Raw genomic sequence first — 13,794 nt, 5'->3', positions numbered from 1 at the left:
TTGACCTGATCAGCGGGGCAAGAAAGGAAATCCGTGACTGATACGGACCTCATCACGGCTGGCGAAAGCACCGACCGCGAGAAGCTGTCGAACGCCGTGGCCACAGACTCTCCCGCCGTCTCCGACGTCAAGAGCAATACCGGCTCGCTGGCCACCATGGTGCTGCCCGAGCTGCGTGCCCTGGCTAACCAGGCCGGGGTCAAGGGGACATCGGGCATGCGCAAGAGCGAGCTGATCGCCGCGATCCAGGAAAGCCGCGGACAAGCGAACGGTGGTTCGGCGCCCGCGAAGGCGCCCCGGGCACAGGACGCCCCCAAGGCTGACGCGAAGACTGACGCGCCGGAGCAAAAGGACTCCCCGCAAGAGGCGGCAGCCGAAAAGGATGCCAAGCCTCAACAGGACGCACCACCCCAGAACACCAACCCGGACGCACCGGCTCAGCAGAGCGGCCCTGCCGACGAGCAGCAGGCCAACAACGATGCGCCGCGCCGGGAACGTCGTGGTGCCTCCCGGGAAGCCGGCGCCGCGGGCGCCGAGAAGAACGGCGGCGACGACACCGCAAACGGTCCGCGCGACCAGAAGCAAGCCCGGAACGACAAGAACAACGACAAGAACGACGAGCGCTCGAGCGACCAGGGCGGTGACCAGCAAGGCGGTCAGCAGCGCGGTGGCTCGAATCAGCAAGACGACGACGGCGACGGACGCCAGGGCCGCCGTGGCCGACGGTTCCGCGACCGCAGGCGTCGGGGAGAGCGCACCGGCGAAGGTGGCGGCGAGACCGAACTGCGTGAGGACGACGTCGTTCAGCCGGTCGCCGGGATTCTCGACGTCCTGGACAATTACGCCTTCGTACGCACCTCCGGCTACCTGGCCGGCCCGCACGACGTCTACGTTTCCATGAACATGGTGCGCAAGAACGGCTTGCGGCGCGGCGACGCCGTCACCGGCGCCGTGCGGGTGCCCCGCGAGGGAGAGGGCGGCGACAAGAACCCGCGGCAGAAGTTCAACCCGCTGGTGCGTCTGGACACCATCAACGGCGGATCGATCGAGGACGCCAAGAAGCGGCCCGAGTTCAGCAAGCTAACCCCGCTGTACCCCAACCAGCGGCTTCGTTTGGAGACCACGCCGGATCGGCTGACCACCCGCGTGATCGACCTGATCATGCCGATCGGCAAGGGGCAGCGCGCGCTGATCGTGTCCCCGCCCAAGGCCGGTAAGACCACGATCCTGCAGGACATCGCCAACGCGATCACCCGCAACAACCCCGAATGCCACCTGATGGTTGTGCTGGTCGACGAGCGGCCTGAAGAGGTCACCGACATGCAGCGTTCGGTCAAGGGCGAGGTGATCGCCTCAACCTTCGACCGGCCGCCATCCGACCACACCTCCGTCGCCGAGCTGGCCATCGAACGCGCCAAGCGGCTCGTTGAGCAGGGCAAGGACGTCGTAGTGCTGCTGGACTCCATCACCCGGTTGGGCCGCGCATACAACAACGCCTCCCCGGCGTCGGGCCGGATCCTGTCCGGTGGTGTCGACTCCACGGCGCTCTACCCGCCGAAGCGCTTCCTAGGCGCCGCTCGCAACATCGAGGAAGGCGGGTCGCTGACCATCATCGCCACCGCGATGGTCGAGACCGGCTCCACCGGTGACACGGTGATCTTCGAAGAGTTCAAGGGCACCGGCAACGCCGAGCTCAAGCTGGATCGCAAGATTTCCGAGCGCCGGGTCTTCCCCGCGGTCGACGTCAACCCCTCCGGCACCCGCAAAGACGAGCTGCTGCTGTCGCCCGACGAGTTCGGCATCGTGCACAAGCTGCGTCGCGTGCTGTCGGGTCTGGACTCCCACCAGGCCATCGACCTGCTGATGTCGCAGCTGCGCAAGACCAAGACGAACTACGAATTCCTGGTCCAGGTGTCCAAGACGACACCGGGCAACATGGACGGGGACTAGTTCGGGAATGCCCGAAGCCATCGCCACGTTTTGGGATGGCAGTGATTGAGCTGGCATAATCGGCCCTCGACTTCCGCATCGAAGAGGACAACATGAAGACTGACATTCACCCCGCCTACGAGGAGACCACCGTGGTCTGCGGTTGCGGGAACACCTTCACTACCCGCAGCACCAAGCCTGGCGGACGCATCGTGGCCGAGGTCTGCTCGCAGTGCCACCCCTTCTACACGGGCAAGCAGAAGATTCTCGACAGCGGCGGCCGGGTGGCCCGCTTCGAGAAGCGGTACGGCAAGCGTAAGGCTGCCGACAAGGCCGAGACCGAAAAATAGCTGTCCTACCGACGCCCGATTTGCGCAGCAACGCGCAGGCCGGGCGTCGGTTCGCGTTCGGGGGCAAGGCTGGCGGTAGGGAGGTGCAAACATGACGCAACCGGTGCAGACGATCGACGTCCTGCTCGCTGAGCACTCCGAGCTCGAGCACGCGCTGTCCGACCCCGAATTGCACAGCAATCCCGAGGAAGCCCGCAAGGTGGGTCGACGCTTCGCCCGGTTGGCCCCGATTGTGGCCACACACCGCAAGCTCGTCGCAGCGCGGGAAGATCTGGAGACGGCCCGCGAGCTGTCCGCCGACGATGCGTCGTTCGCGGACGAGGTCACCGAGCTTGAGGCCAGGGTCGCCGAACTGGACACGCAACTCACCGACATGCTGGCGCCGCGCGATCCGCACGACGCCGACGACATTGTGCTCGAGGTGAAATCCGGCGAAGGCGGCGAGGAATCGGCGTTGTTCGCCGCCGACTTGGCCAGGATGTACATCCGCTACGCCGAACGCCACGGCTGGACGGTGACGGTGCTGGGCGAGACAACCTCCGACCTCGGCGGCTACAAGGACGCCACCCTGGCGATCGCCAGCAAGGGCGACAGCGCCGACGGGGTGTGGTCGCGACTGAAGTTCGAGGGTGGAGTGCACCGGGTGCAGCGCGTTCCGGTCACAGAATCCCAAGGGCGCGTGCATACTTCGGCGGCCGGCGTGCTCGTGTATCCCGAGCCTGAGGAAGTCGGTGAGATTCAAATCGACGAGTCCGACCTGCGCATCGACGTTTACCGCTCGTCAGGAAAAGGTGGCCAGGGAGTCAACACCACCGACTCGGCGGTCCGGATCACCCACCTACCCACCGGGATCGTGGTCACCTGTCAGAACGAACGGTCGCAGCTGCAGAACAAGACCCGTGCGCTGCAGGTTCTGGCGGCGCGCCTGCAGGTGATGGCCGAAGAGCAGGCACTGGCCGACGCGTCGGCCGACCGGGCCAGCCAGATCCGCACGGTGGACCGCAGCGAACGTATCCGCACCTACAACTTCCCGGAGAACCGGATCACCGATCACCGCATCGGCTTTAAGTCGCACAACCTCGATCAGGTTCTCGACGGCGACCTCGACGCGCTCTTCGACGCATTGAGGGAAGCCGACAAACAATCCCGGCTGCAACAGGCGACATGAGTCCCCTGCGGCAGGCGATCGCCTCCGCTGCGGCGCTGCTGGCCGAAGCGGGAATCGACTCCGCGCGTCACGACGCGGAGCAACTCGCCGCGCACGTGGCCGGCGTCGACCGCGGTCGCCTTGCCCTGCTCGGGGAGCCTGCCGAGGATTTCTACTGGCGCTACAGCGACGCCATCAGCGCCCGCGCACGCCGGGTGCCGCTGCAGCATCTGGTCGGGACGGTCGCGTTCGGTCCGGTGTTGTTACACGTCGGCCCGGGCGTGTTCATTCCGCGCCCGGAGACCGAGGCGATGTTGGAATGGGCTACGGCACAGTCTCTTCCGGCGCAACCGGTAATCGTCGACGCGTGCACCGGATCGGGCGCCCTGGCCGTCGCGCTGGCTCGGCACCGGCCGCTAGCCCGGGTGGTCGGCATCGACGACTCGGCGGCGGCACTGGACTATGCGCGACGAAACGCCGCGGGCACCGCGGTGGAACTCGTACATGCCGAGGTCGCGACGCCTGATTTGCTGCCCGAACTCGACGGGCAGGTGCACCTGCTGGTGTCCAATCCTCCCTATGTTCCCGACGGTGCGGCGTTGGAACCCGAAGTGACACAACATGATCCGCATCATGCGGTGTTCGGCGGTCCGGACGGGATGGCGGTGATCGCGGCCGTCGTCGGACTGGCCGGACGTTGGTTGCGCCCCGGTGGCTTCTTCGCGGTCGAGCACGACGACACCACCTCTGGGCTTACCGTCGAATACTTGGACAGGACAGGTTTTTTCGACGACATCGTGGCCCGAACCGATCTTGCCGGACGGCCGAGGTTCGTGACGGCCCGCAGAAAGGGTGCCGATGACTGACGCCTTCGACTGCGCCGACCCCGATCAGCGGTCGCGCGGGATCGCCGCGGCGGTGGGTGCGCTCAAGGCCGGGCGGCTGGTCGTCATGCCGACCGACACCGTTTACGGCATCGGCGCCGACGCGTTCGACAGCACCGCGGTGGACGCGCTGCTGGCGGCCAAGGGGCGCGGCCGGGACATGCCGGTCGGTGTGCTGGTCGGCTCCTGGCACACCATCGAGGGATTGGTGTACGGCATGCCGGACGGCGCCCGCGACCTGGTTCGTGCGTTCTGGCCGGGCGCGCTGAGCCTGGTGGTGGTGCAGGCGCCGTCGCTGCGCTGGGACCTCGGCGACGCACACGGCACGGTGATGCTGCGGATGCCGCTGCACCCCGTCGCCATCGAGTTGTTGCGCGAGGTCGGGCCGATGGCCGTCTCCAGCGCCAACATCTCGGGCCAGCCCGCCGCCGTCGATGCCGAGGATGCGCGCCGCCAATTCGGGCCCCGCGTCGACGTCTACCTGGACGCCGGACCGTCCGCGCAGCAAGCCGCGTCGACGATCGTCGACCTGAGCGGAAACGCCCCGCGCATCTTGCGGGAAGGGCCGGTGAGCACGCAGCGGGTGGCAGAGGTGCTCGGCGTCGATGCAGCGACGCTGCTCGCGTAGTAGCGACTGGGTCAAACGGGAGCTGGATCAGCGAAGGTAAAACGGCTGGCGGCCATGGCAAAACCGACGCTGAAGATCACCACCATGCCAATTGCACCGGCGAGCAACACGCCACTCGAGGAGAGATATACCCACCGGAGCGGACGCAAAATCACTGCGGCGACCAGGGCCACCGTCAAAATGCGGGTTCCGCACACAATGTAGCCACGGTTGAGTGCGCCGAGTGAACTCAGGACCTTGGCCTCATCGGAGATCCCCGTTTGGCTGCTCCGAAGAGAAGGATTCCGAGAACGAAGACCGAAATATGCCAGATCAAAAAGCTGCAAAGCAGACAGTAATAGCCTGTTCCCAACCTGTCTGTATACGCCGCAGGAGATGCCGTGATTACGCCGTAAGAGTAGAGCGCCGCCACGATCAAACCGATGCCGCCGCATAGGGTCTGAGCGTTTGCGAGCCTGACGTTTGGTTGTAGGCGCATGAAGGCCCCCAATAGTAGAAAGCCTGTAGAAATAGCGATCAGGCCCACCAGGTTGCTCACATCGAGGAGCAGCGAACTAGCTGGATAATGAGGATCTGGCGCCAACGGCCGTGCCCAATAAAAGACCTCCACTCCGATATTTCCCGGCGAGCCGCCTCGACGTGGGCCCTGGCTAGCCGCGACCGCATGCGTAATGCCGACGGCCAATGCCGCCAAGCTGATGCACCATGAGGTGACCTCGATGCGCCGACGCTCGGCTTGTTTGAAAGAGTAGGCGAGACGGCCGTATGCGACGGCGATAAGCAGCCATACTAGTAAAAACACATACTGCACTATTACTTTTTCGACCTGGTCAGACTTACTCTCAACGTTTAACGCACCACTCCATGCAAAAGAGTAAAAGACACCCAAATCATTATTGTAAGAAATTGACGCTTTGAGGAGAGTGGCAATATTCGCCATCGCGAGCAGCGCGGCGATGACCAACGAAATTGCCGGAATCTTCGTCGACATCGTTGCGAGAATCACCGTCGCGGGCAAGATCTTCGCAGTGGGCGCATCGCTATCTGCCCGGTGACGTTGAGTGGGGGCCGAAGCCAACAGCGGATCCGGTGATGGCGTCCCGGTCCGGGACGCCACAGGTGCGCCAGGGCGTGCAAGAAACTCAGGTACATCGCCGTTGCCGGCGACTGAATGCTGTTCGGGGGCTTCGGTTGGGACGCCAATTCCGGGAATCGCCGCCGGCGCAGCTGCCGCCTTGGCGGCCTGTGGCGATGCTGGCCCAGCAGGATGCTGGGTTATCGGTGTGGTGATGGCGTTATGGGCAGCAGAGGCCAGTTCCGTGGCGGTGGCATAGCGCTGAGCCGGGTCTTTGGCCAGCCCGGTGGCGATGACAGCATCGATCGCGGTGGGAATGCCGGGCCGCTGAGTGGAGGGTCGCGGTGGGGGGCTCGTCATGTGTGCGACAGCAATCTGTTCGAGCGCGACGGCGGGGAATGGGAGTTGTCCCGTCAGGCACTGATAGAGCATGCAGGCGAGCGCGTAGATGTCGGAACTTGCTCCCGCTGCTCCGGTGCTGAACCGCTCGGGCGCCATGTATGACCAGGTACCGATGGTGGTGCCGGTCGACGTCAGGCCGGACTCCCCGGTCGCACGCGCGATCCCGAAGTCAATCAAGTAGGCGAAGTCGTCGTCGCCGAGCAAAATGTTGGAGGGCTTGACGTCGCGGTGTACCAACCCCGCCTTGTGCGCGGCGTCCAATGCCTTGGCTACCTGGCCAATGACCTGTACCGCGCGTTCGGGTGGTAGTGGTCCCGCTTCTAACAGCTGCTGCAAATCCTGGCCGGCTATCAACCGCATTGCGACAAAAAGCCGGCCGTCGATTTCCCCCACGTCGTAGATCGGCACCACGTGCGGATTTTCCAAGCGCGCGGCCAGACGGGCCTCGCGGCGAAACCGTTGTTCAAACTTTTGGTCCTCGGCGAAATGCGGTAACAGCGTTTTCACCGCCACCACCCGGTCGATGGTCGTGTCGTGAGCGCGCCACACCTCGCCCATGCCGCCACGGCCCAACAAATCCAGCAGCCGATAGCGCCCGAACGGCGTTCCGTCCGCCACCCGATTACCCCTCTGCAATTCGTCAGCCGCGATTCCGGCAACTCTAATAAAACTCACCATGCCATGACGGCCGTGGTATCTCGTCCGAACCTGGCAGATCGGGCGGGACCGTCCTAACATGCGGCGCCGGTTGCGGCCGCAACGTTCTGACAGACAAGTTTCGCGACCGAGCTGGCAAGTCACACAGGTTGGTGAAGTAGGGTCTCGTGGTGTCCAGCGATGTGACCAGCCTTGCCGGTGGTGTGCTCGCACTATCGGATCGCAGCGCCGGCGTCCCGTTGCGCGAACTCGCTCTGGTCGGCCTGACCGCGGCGATCATCACCTACTTCGCCACCGGGCCGGTGCGCGTGCTGGCGACCCGCCTGGGAGCGGTCGCCTATCCGCGGGAACGTGACGTGCATGTGACGCCGACCCCGCGGATGGGTGGGCTGGCGATGTTCCTCGGCGTGGTCTCCGCCGTCTTCTTGGCTTCGCAACTGCCAGCACTCACCCGGGGGTTCGTGTACTCCACCGGGATGCCCGCGGTGCTGGTGGCGGGCGCGGTGATCATGGGCATCGGGCTGATCGACGACCGCTGGGGGCTGGACGCGCTGACGAAGTTCGCCGGTCAAATCACCGCGGCCAGCGTCCTGGTGACCATGGGCGTGGCCTGGAGCGTGCTCTACATTCCAGTCGGCGGCGTCGGAACGATCGTGTTGGACCAGGCCTCCTCGATCCTGCTCACCCTGGCGCTGACCGTGTCGATCGTCAACGCGATGAACTTTGTCGATGGCCTGGACGGGCTGGCGGCCGGGCTGGGCCTAATCACCGCGCTGGCGATCTGCATGTTCTCGGTGGGTCTGCTTCGCGACCACGGCGGCGACGTGCTGTATTACCCGCCCGCGGTGATCTCGGTGGTGCTGGCCGGCGCCTGCCTGGGTTTTCTGCCACACAACTTCCACCGCGCCCGTATCTTCATGGGCGATTCTGGGTCGATGCTGATCGGGCTGATGCTGGCGGCGGCGTCGACCACCGCGGCCGGCCCGATCTCCCAGAACGCCTACGGAGCCCGCGATGTGTTTGCTCTGCTGTCACCGTTTCTGTTGGTGGTGGCCGTCATGTTCGTACCTGCGCTCGACACGTTGCTGGCCATCATCCGGCGCACCCGCGCCGGGCTCAGCCCGTTCAGCACCGCGGACAAGATGCACCTCCATCACCGGCTGCTGCAGATTGGGCACTCGCATCGTCGAGCGGTGCTCCTGATCTACCTGTGGGTGGGCATTATCGCGTTCGGCGCGGCCAGCACCATTTTCTTCGACCCGAGTCATACCGCGGCGGTGATGCTGGGCGCGATCGTGGTTGCGGGCATCGCAACGGCGGTTCCGCTGCTGCGACGGCGCGACGACTACTGGGACGAGGACTACGACGACCAGTAGTAGCACCGTCCTAGCTATGGTAAGGTCCTGGTAGAGCCCCGAAAACAAACTTCGCGGGTTGCCGGCCCCCAGGCCCGTCGGATGCGCATCCGATGGTGCCGAATATTGACCGACACAGGGAGCTACCCCTTGGGTAAGTCCAGCTCGAGCGTTGCGATACGCTCGGCGGGCCACGGATCAGGCGATCCGACGGTTTCCGCTCCACCAATCCGGGATTGAGGTGCTGCAGTGACGACACCAGCGCAGGACGCGCCGTTGGTGTTTCCCTCTGTGGCGTTCCGCCCGGTGCGACTCCTCGTCATCAGCCTCGCGCTGAGCGCGGTGGGAACTTTGGTTGCCGGCTACGCCGGCCATCCGATGGTGGGACTGTTCCTGGGCGTCGGTTTGCTGCTGGGTTTGCTCAACGCCGTCATGGTCAAGCGTTCGGTCGAGGCGATCACTGGGCGGGAGCATCCGCTGAAGCGGTCGATGGCCGTCAACTCGGCGTCGCGGATCGCGGTCATCACCATCCTTGCGCTGATCGTCGCCTTCATCTTCAAGCCTGAGGGCTTGGGTGTGTTGTTCGGTCTGGCGATCTTCCAGGTGCTGCTGGTGGCGTCGACGGCCTTGCCGGTGTGGAAGAAGCTGCGGAACGGGGAACCCGAAAGTGCAGTTGACGGGGTAGTGGCGGTTTCGGAAGGGACGGATGTGAGGAGCGCCGGCGATGACTAAGTCCATCCTGGCCGGCCAGATCGAGGTCGGCGAGCACCACACGGCCAAGTGGCTGGGGTTGACCGTCAACACCGACACCATCTATTCGACCGCGATCGCCGCGGTGATCGTGATCGCGCTGGCTTTCTGGCTGAAGTCGAAAGTTACCTCCAGCGATGTCCCGGGCGGTGTACAGCTGTTCTTCGAGGCGATCACCATCCAGATGCGCAATCAGGTGGAAAGCGCCATCGGCATGCGCATCGCGCCGTTCGTGTTGCCGCTCGCGGTGACCATCTTTGTGTTCATCCTGATCTCCAACTGGCTGTCGGTGTTGCCGCTGCAGTACACCGATAAAAAGGGCAAGACCAGCGAATTGCTGTCTTCGGCCGCGGCCGACATCAACTACGTGCTCGCGCTGGCTCTGTTCGTCTTCGTCTGCTACCACGCGGCCGGATTCTGGCGACGCGGTGTCATCGGTCACCCGCTCAAGGTCCTCAAGGGCCACGTCGCGATCCTGGCACCGATCAACATCGTCGAAGAGCTGGCTAAGCCAATCTCGTTGTCGCTGCGACTGTTCGGCAACATCTTCGCGGGCGGCATCCTGGTCGCACTGATCGCGTTGTTCCCGCCGTACATTCTGTGGCTGCCCAATGCGATCTGGAAATCCTTCGACCTGTTCGTCGGCGCGATCCAGGCGTTCATCTTCTCGCTGCTGACGATCCTGTACTTCAGTCAGGCCATGGAGCTAGAAGAAGACCACCACTAAGACTGTCAATGCTTGAAAACCCCAATTATCAAGGAGGATAACGATGGCTCTCGACCCCCACATTATTTCCGGGGCCCTGATCGGCGGTGGGATCATCATGGGTGGCGGCGCCATCGGCGCTGGTATCGGTGACGGTATCGCCGGTAACGCATTGATCTCCGGCGTCGCGCGCCAGCCTGAGGCGCAGGGACGGCTCTTCACGCCGTTCTTTATCACCGTCGGTCTGGTCGAGGCGGCCTACTTCATCAACCTGGCGTTCATGGCGTTGTTCGTCTTCGCCACACCCGGCGCGTCCTAGCTCGTCGTGGTGAGTGACACGACCATGAATGTTCTGGCGTCCAGCCAGGCAGTGGCGGAAGGTAACAACTTCCTCATTCCCAACGGCACCTTCTTCTTCGTGCTGGCCATCTTCCTGGTGGTGCTCGGAGTCATCGGCACGTTCGTTGTGCCGCCGATCTTGAAGGTGCTCAAGGAACGCGACGCCATGGTCGCCAAAACGCAGGCCGACAACAAAAAGTCGTCCGAGCAGTTCGCCGCCGCCGAAGCCGACTATGAGGAAGCGCTGAAGGAAGCCCGAGTCCAGGCGTCCTCCTTTCGGGACAACGCCCGCAACGAGGGCCGCAAGGCCATCGACCAGGCACGTGCCGAGGCCGAGCAACAGGTGGCGGAGACCCTGGCCCAGGCCAACGAGCAATTGAAGCGGGAGCGTGACACCGTGGAATTGGATCTGCGCGCCAACGTCGGGAGCATGTCGGCCACGCTGGCCAGCCGGATTCTCGGCGTCGATGTCGCCCCTACGGCCACGGCGAGGTAGCCACAAATATGGACACCTTTATCGGACAGCTGGTCGGTTTCGCGGCCATCGTGCTGCTGGTGTGGCGCTTCGTGGTGCCGCCGGTGCGCAACCTGATGACCGCTCGGCAGGAGGCGGTGCGCCAGCAGTTGAAGGACTCCAAAGACGCAGCCAGGCGTCTCGAGGAGTCGACGACGGCGCACAGCAAGGCCGTGGAAGCCGCCAAGAAAGACGCGGAACGGCTCGTCGAAGAGGCCAAGGCCGATTCCGAACGCATCGAGGAACAGATGCGGGCCCAGGCCGAAGCCGAGGCCGAACGCATCAAGGCTCAGGGGGGTCGTCAGTCCGAGCTGCTGCGAGCGCAGCTGACTCGTCAGCTCCGCCTGGAACTCGGCCACGAATCTGTGCGCCAGGCAGGCGAATTGGTGCTCAACTACGTCGCCGAGGCCGATCAGCAGGCCGCCACCGTGGACCGCTTCCTCGACGAACTCGACGAGATGGCACCCGAAGCGGTGGACGTCGAGTACCCACTGTTGGCCAAGATGCGCTCATCCAGCCGGCGGGCCTTGGGCAATGTGGTCGATCGCTTCAAGGACATCGCCAAGGACCTCGACAAGGCGGCCCTGACCAAGCTGGCCCAGGAGCTGGCGTCGGTGGCTCAGCTGTTGCAGCGGGAGGCCGTAGTAACGCGGTATCTCACTGTGCCGGCTGAGGATTCAGCGCCCCGGGTGCGGTTGATCGAACGTCTACTGCAGGGCAAGGTCGGCGATCCCACCCTCGAGTTGCTGCGCGCCGCCGTCTCCGAGCGCTGGTCGGCCAATGCTGATTTAATCGACGCGATCGAGCACATTTCGCGCCAAGCGCTGCTGGAGGTGGCCGAACAGGAGGGCGCCGTCGACGAGGTGGAGGACCAACTGTTCCGGTTCTCCCGCATCCTCGAGGCGCAACCGCGACTGGCCGTCCTGCTGGGCGCGCACACGACCCCGGCCGAAGGCCGGGTTGGGTTGCTACGCAAGGTGCTCGAGAGCGCCAGCGGCAAGGTCAACCCTGTAGCCCTCTCGCTGCTGTCCCAGACGGTGGAGCTGCTGCGCGGCCAGCCAGCCGAGGAGGCCGTGCTGTTCTTGGCCCAAGTGGCGGTCGCCCGCCGCGGCGAGGTTGTCGCGCAGGTCGGTGCTGCGGCCGACCTCAGCGACTCCCAGCGCACTCGGCTCAGCGAGGTACTGGGCCGCATCTATGGGCATCCGGTTGCGATCCAGCTGCAAATCGACCCTGAACTACTCGGTGGCCTGCTGATCTCCGTGGGCGACGAGGTGATCGACGGCACGCTCAAGTCCCGCTTGGCCGCCGCCGAAGCGAACCTGCCCGACTGAACCGCTCGACCGAAACACGAACTAGCCAGCACAAATCGAATTAGGAAGACGAAAAGACATGGCCGAGTTGACAATCTCCGCTGATGCCATTCAGAGCGCCATCGAAGAGTACGTGGATTCCTTCACCGCCGACAGTTCCCGCGAGGAAGTCGGCACCGTCGTGGATGCCGGGGACGGCATCGCCCACGTCGAGGGGTTGCCGTCGGTGATGACCCAGGAGCTGTTGGAGTTTCCGGGTGGTGTCCTCGGCGTCGCCCTCAACCTCGACGAGCACAGCGTCGGCGCGGTGATCCTGGGTAACTTCGAGAACATCGAGCAGGGCCAGCAGGTCAAGCGCACTGGTGAGGTCCTCTCGGTGCCGGTCGGCGATGCGTTCCTGGGACGCGTGGTCAACCCGCTGGGCCAGCCGATCGACGGAGGCGGCGAGATCGAGGCCGAGACCCGGCGTGCCCTGGAGCTGCAGGCGCCCTCGGTGGTTCAGCGGCAAAGCGTGAAAGAGCCGCTGCAGACCGGGATCAAGGCCATCGACGCGATGACTCCGATCGGGCGCGGCCAGCGTCAGCTGATCATCGGCGACCGCAAGACCGGCAAGACCGCGGTGTGTGTGGACACCATCCTCAACCAGCGGCAGAACTGGGAGAGCGGCGACGAGAAGAAGCAGGTCCGTTGCGTCTACGTGGCCATCGGACAGAAGGGCACCACCATCGCCTCCGTCCGCCGCGCCCTCGATGAAGGCGGCGCGATGGACTACACCACCATCGTGGCGGCCCCCGCCTCTGACTCCGCCGGCTTCAAATGGCTTGCGCCGTACACGGGTTCGGCGATCGCCCAGCATTGGATGTACGACGGCAAACACGTCCTGATCGTCTTCGACGACCTGACCAAGCAGGCCGAGGCGTACCGTGCCATCTCGCTGCTGCTGCGCCGTCCGCCCGGTCGCGAGGCCTACCCCGGCGATGTGTTCTACCTGCACTCGCGCCTACTCGAGCGGTGCGCCAAGTTGTCCGACGAACTGGGTGGCGGATCGTTGACAGGCCTGCCGATCATCGAGACCAAAGCCAACGACATCTCGGCTTATATCCCCACCAACGTCATCTCGATCACCGACGGTCAGTGCTTCCTGGAGACCGACTTGTTCAACCAGGGTGTGCGGCCGGCCATCAACGTCGGTGTCTCGGTGTCCCGCGTCGGTGGTGCCGCGCAGATCAAGGCGATGAAGGAGGTGGCCGGCTCGCTGCGCCTGGACCTTTCGCAGTACCGTGAGCTGGAAGCCTTCGCGGCGTTCGCCTCCGACCTGGACGCCACCTCCAAGGCGCAGTTGGAGCGCGGCGAGCGCTTAGTCGAGTTGCTCAAGCAGCCCCAGTTCCAGCCGATGCCTGTTGAAGAGCAAGTGGTTTCGATCTTCCTGGGCACCGGCGGCCACCTGGACTCGGTACCCGTGGAGGACGTCAAGCGTTTCGAAGCCGAACTGCTGGACCACATGCGGGCGTCGGAGGAGAAGTTCCTCGAAGGCATCCGCACCTCGCAGAAGCTCGGTGAGGAAGAAGAACAGAAGCTCACCGACATCATCAACAAGTTCAAGAAGGGCTTCGCGGCCACCGGCGGCGGCTCGGTGGTGCCCGACGCGCACGTCGACGCGCTGGACGAAGGCGACCTTGCCAAGGAGTCGGTCCAGGTCAAGAAAGAAAAGCCCAAGAAGGACGCCAAGAAGGACAAGAAGTAGCTAA

Annotated in this window: 14 protein-coding genes; 12 read left to right on the top strand and 2 right to left on the bottom strand. The window is 64.5% G+C overall.

Annotated elements, in window-relative coordinates:
- Positions 1-33: 33 nt before the first annotated feature.
- From rho to H0P51_RS20465, 5 genes are all read left to right on the top strand, one after another.
- Positions 34-1,950: a transcription termination factor Rho gene (gene rho / locus H0P51_RS20485; RefSeq protein WP_180914716.1), complete on the top strand. Its 1,917-nt coding sequence runs from the start codon at positions 34-36 to the stop codon at positions 1,948-1,950.
- Positions 1,951-2,042: 92 nt separating this feature from the next.
- Complete coding sequence (gene rpmE / locus H0P51_RS20480; protein ID WP_180914715.1) at positions 2,043-2,279, top strand: 50S ribosomal protein L31; 237 nt, start codon at positions 2,043-2,045, stop codon at positions 2,277-2,279.
- Between the two features lie 91 nt (positions 2,280-2,370).
- Positions 2,371-3,447, top strand: a complete 1,077-nt coding sequence (gene prfA / locus H0P51_RS20475) for a peptide chain release factor 1 (RefSeq protein ID WP_180914714.1) — start codon at positions 2,371-2,373, stop codon at positions 3,445-3,447.
- Positions 3,444-4,292 carry a peptide chain release factor N(5)-glutamine methyltransferase gene (prmC, locus tag H0P51_RS20470; protein WP_180914713.1) on the top strand — a complete coding sequence of 283 codons (849 nt, stop codon included), beginning with the start codon at positions 3,444-3,446 and terminating at the stop codon, positions 4,290-4,292. Before prfA ends, prmC begins: the two co-directional genes overlap by 4 nt.
- Positions 4,285-4,938, top strand: coding sequence for an L-threonylcarbamoyladenylate synthase (locus tag H0P51_RS20465; RefSeq protein ID WP_180914712.1), 654 nt, complete (start codon positions 4,285-4,287; stop codon positions 4,936-4,938). The genes prmC and H0P51_RS20465 overlap by 8 nt, the downstream gene beginning before the upstream one ends.
- Positions 4,939-4,949: 11 nt before the next feature.
- On the opposite strand, the gene H0P51_RS20460 is transcribed toward H0P51_RS20465, so the two are convergent.
- Positions 4,950-5,111, bottom strand: coding sequence for a hypothetical protein (locus H0P51_RS20460; RefSeq protein WP_180914711.1), 162 nt, complete (start codon positions 5,109-5,111; stop codon positions 4,950-4,952).
- A gap of 56 nt (positions 5,112-5,167) precedes the next feature.
- The gene (locus tag H0P51_RS20455; protein ID WP_246398882.1) at positions 5,168-6,973 is read right to left on the bottom strand and encodes a serine/threonine-protein kinase; all 1,806 of its coding nucleotides are present in this window, start codon (positions 6,971-6,973) and stop codon (positions 5,168-5,170) included.
- A 266-nt stretch (positions 6,974-7,239) separates the two neighbouring features.
- On the opposite strand from H0P51_RS20455, the gene H0P51_RS20450 reads away from it, so the two are divergent.
- The 7 genes from H0P51_RS20450 (at position 7,240) to atpA (ending at position 13,790) form a co-directional block, all read left to right on the top strand.
- Positions 7,240-8,448 (top strand): glycosyltransferase family 4 protein, encoded by a 1,209-nt coding sequence (locus H0P51_RS20450; RefSeq protein WP_180914709.1) that lies wholly within the window; start codon positions 7,240-7,242, stop codon positions 8,446-8,448.
- 228 nt (positions 8,449-8,676) lie between these two features.
- The gene (locus tag H0P51_RS20445) at positions 8,677-9,159 is read left to right on the top strand and encodes an ATP synthase subunit I (protein WP_180914708.1); all 483 of its coding nucleotides are present in this window, start codon (positions 8,677-8,679) and stop codon (positions 9,157-9,159) included.
- Positions 9,152-9,904, top strand: coding sequence for a F0F1 ATP synthase subunit A (gene atpB / locus H0P51_RS20440; protein ID WP_180914707.1), 753 nt, complete (start codon positions 9,152-9,154; stop codon positions 9,902-9,904). The genes H0P51_RS20445 and atpB overlap by 8 nt, the downstream gene beginning before the upstream one ends.
- 43 nt (positions 9,905-9,947) lie before the next feature.
- Positions 9,948-10,202, top strand: a complete 255-nt coding sequence (locus H0P51_RS20435) for a F0F1 ATP synthase subunit C (protein WP_180914706.1) — start codon at positions 9,948-9,950, stop codon at positions 10,200-10,202.
- 24 nt (positions 10,203-10,226) lie between these two features.
- Positions 10,227-10,718: a F0F1 ATP synthase subunit B gene (locus tag H0P51_RS20430; protein WP_180919115.1), complete on the top strand. Its 492-nt coding sequence runs from the start codon at positions 10,227-10,229 to the stop codon at positions 10,716-10,718.
- Between the two features lie 8 nt (positions 10,719-10,726).
- A complete protein-coding gene (locus H0P51_RS20425) occupies positions 10,727-12,067 on the top strand; it encodes a F0F1 ATP synthase subunit B/delta (protein ID WP_180914705.1) in 1,341 nt (446 codons plus the stop codon).
- A 58-nt stretch (positions 12,068-12,125) separates the two neighbouring features.
- Positions 12,126-13,790, top strand: a complete 1,665-nt coding sequence (gene atpA / locus H0P51_RS20420; RefSeq protein WP_180914704.1) for a F0F1 ATP synthase subunit alpha — start codon at positions 12,126-12,128, stop codon at positions 13,788-13,790.
- Positions 13,791-13,794 lie beyond the last annotated feature (4 nt).

The sequence above is a fragment of the Mycobacterium vicinigordonae genome (assembly GCF_013466425.1).
Classification (GTDB): Bacteria; Actinomycetota; Actinomycetes; order Mycobacteriales; family Mycobacteriaceae; genus Mycobacterium; species Mycobacterium vicinigordonae.
The sequence above is the reverse complement of the archived record's forward strand: the minus strand, read 5'-3'. Positions and strand labels throughout refer to the sequence as shown.

Excerpts from the sequence above, each read along its gene's own strand:
- rpmE (WP_180914715.1), top strand. The coding sequence starts at position 2,043 with ATGAAGACTGACATTCACCCCGCCTACGAGGAGACCACCGTGGTCTGC.
- prfA (WP_180914714.1), top strand. The coding sequence starts at position 2,371 with ATGACGCAACCGGTGCAGACGATCGACGTCCTGCTCGCTGAGCACTCC.
- prmC (WP_180914713.1), top strand. The coding sequence starts at position 3,444 with ATGAGTCCCCTGCGGCAGGCGATCGCCTCCGCTGCGGCGCTGCTGGCC.
- H0P51_RS20465 (WP_180914712.1), top strand. The coding sequence starts at position 4,285 with ATGACTGACGCCTTCGACTGCGCCGACCCCGATCAGCGGTCGCGCGGG.
- H0P51_RS20455 (WP_246398882.1), bottom strand. The coding sequence starts at position 6,973 with ATGGGCGAGGTGTGGCGCGCTCACGACACGACCATCGACCGGGTGGTG.
- atpB (WP_180914707.1), top strand. The coding sequence starts at position 9,152 with ATGACTAAGTCCATCCTGGCCGGCCAGATCGAGGTCGGCGAGCACCAC.
- H0P51_RS20435 (WP_180914706.1), top strand. The coding sequence starts at position 9,948 with ATGGCTCTCGACCCCCACATTATTTCCGGGGCCCTGATCGGCGGTGGG.
- H0P51_RS20430 (WP_180919115.1), top strand. The coding sequence starts at position 10,227 with ATGAATGTTCTGGCGTCCAGCCAGGCAGTGGCGGAAGGTAACAACTTC.
- H0P51_RS20425 (WP_180914705.1), top strand. The coding sequence starts at position 10,727 with ATGGACACCTTTATCGGACAGCTGGTCGGTTTCGCGGCCATCGTGCTG.
- atpA (WP_180914704.1), top strand. The coding sequence starts at position 12,126 with ATGGCCGAGTTGACAATCTCCGCTGATGCCATTCAGAGCGCCATCGAA.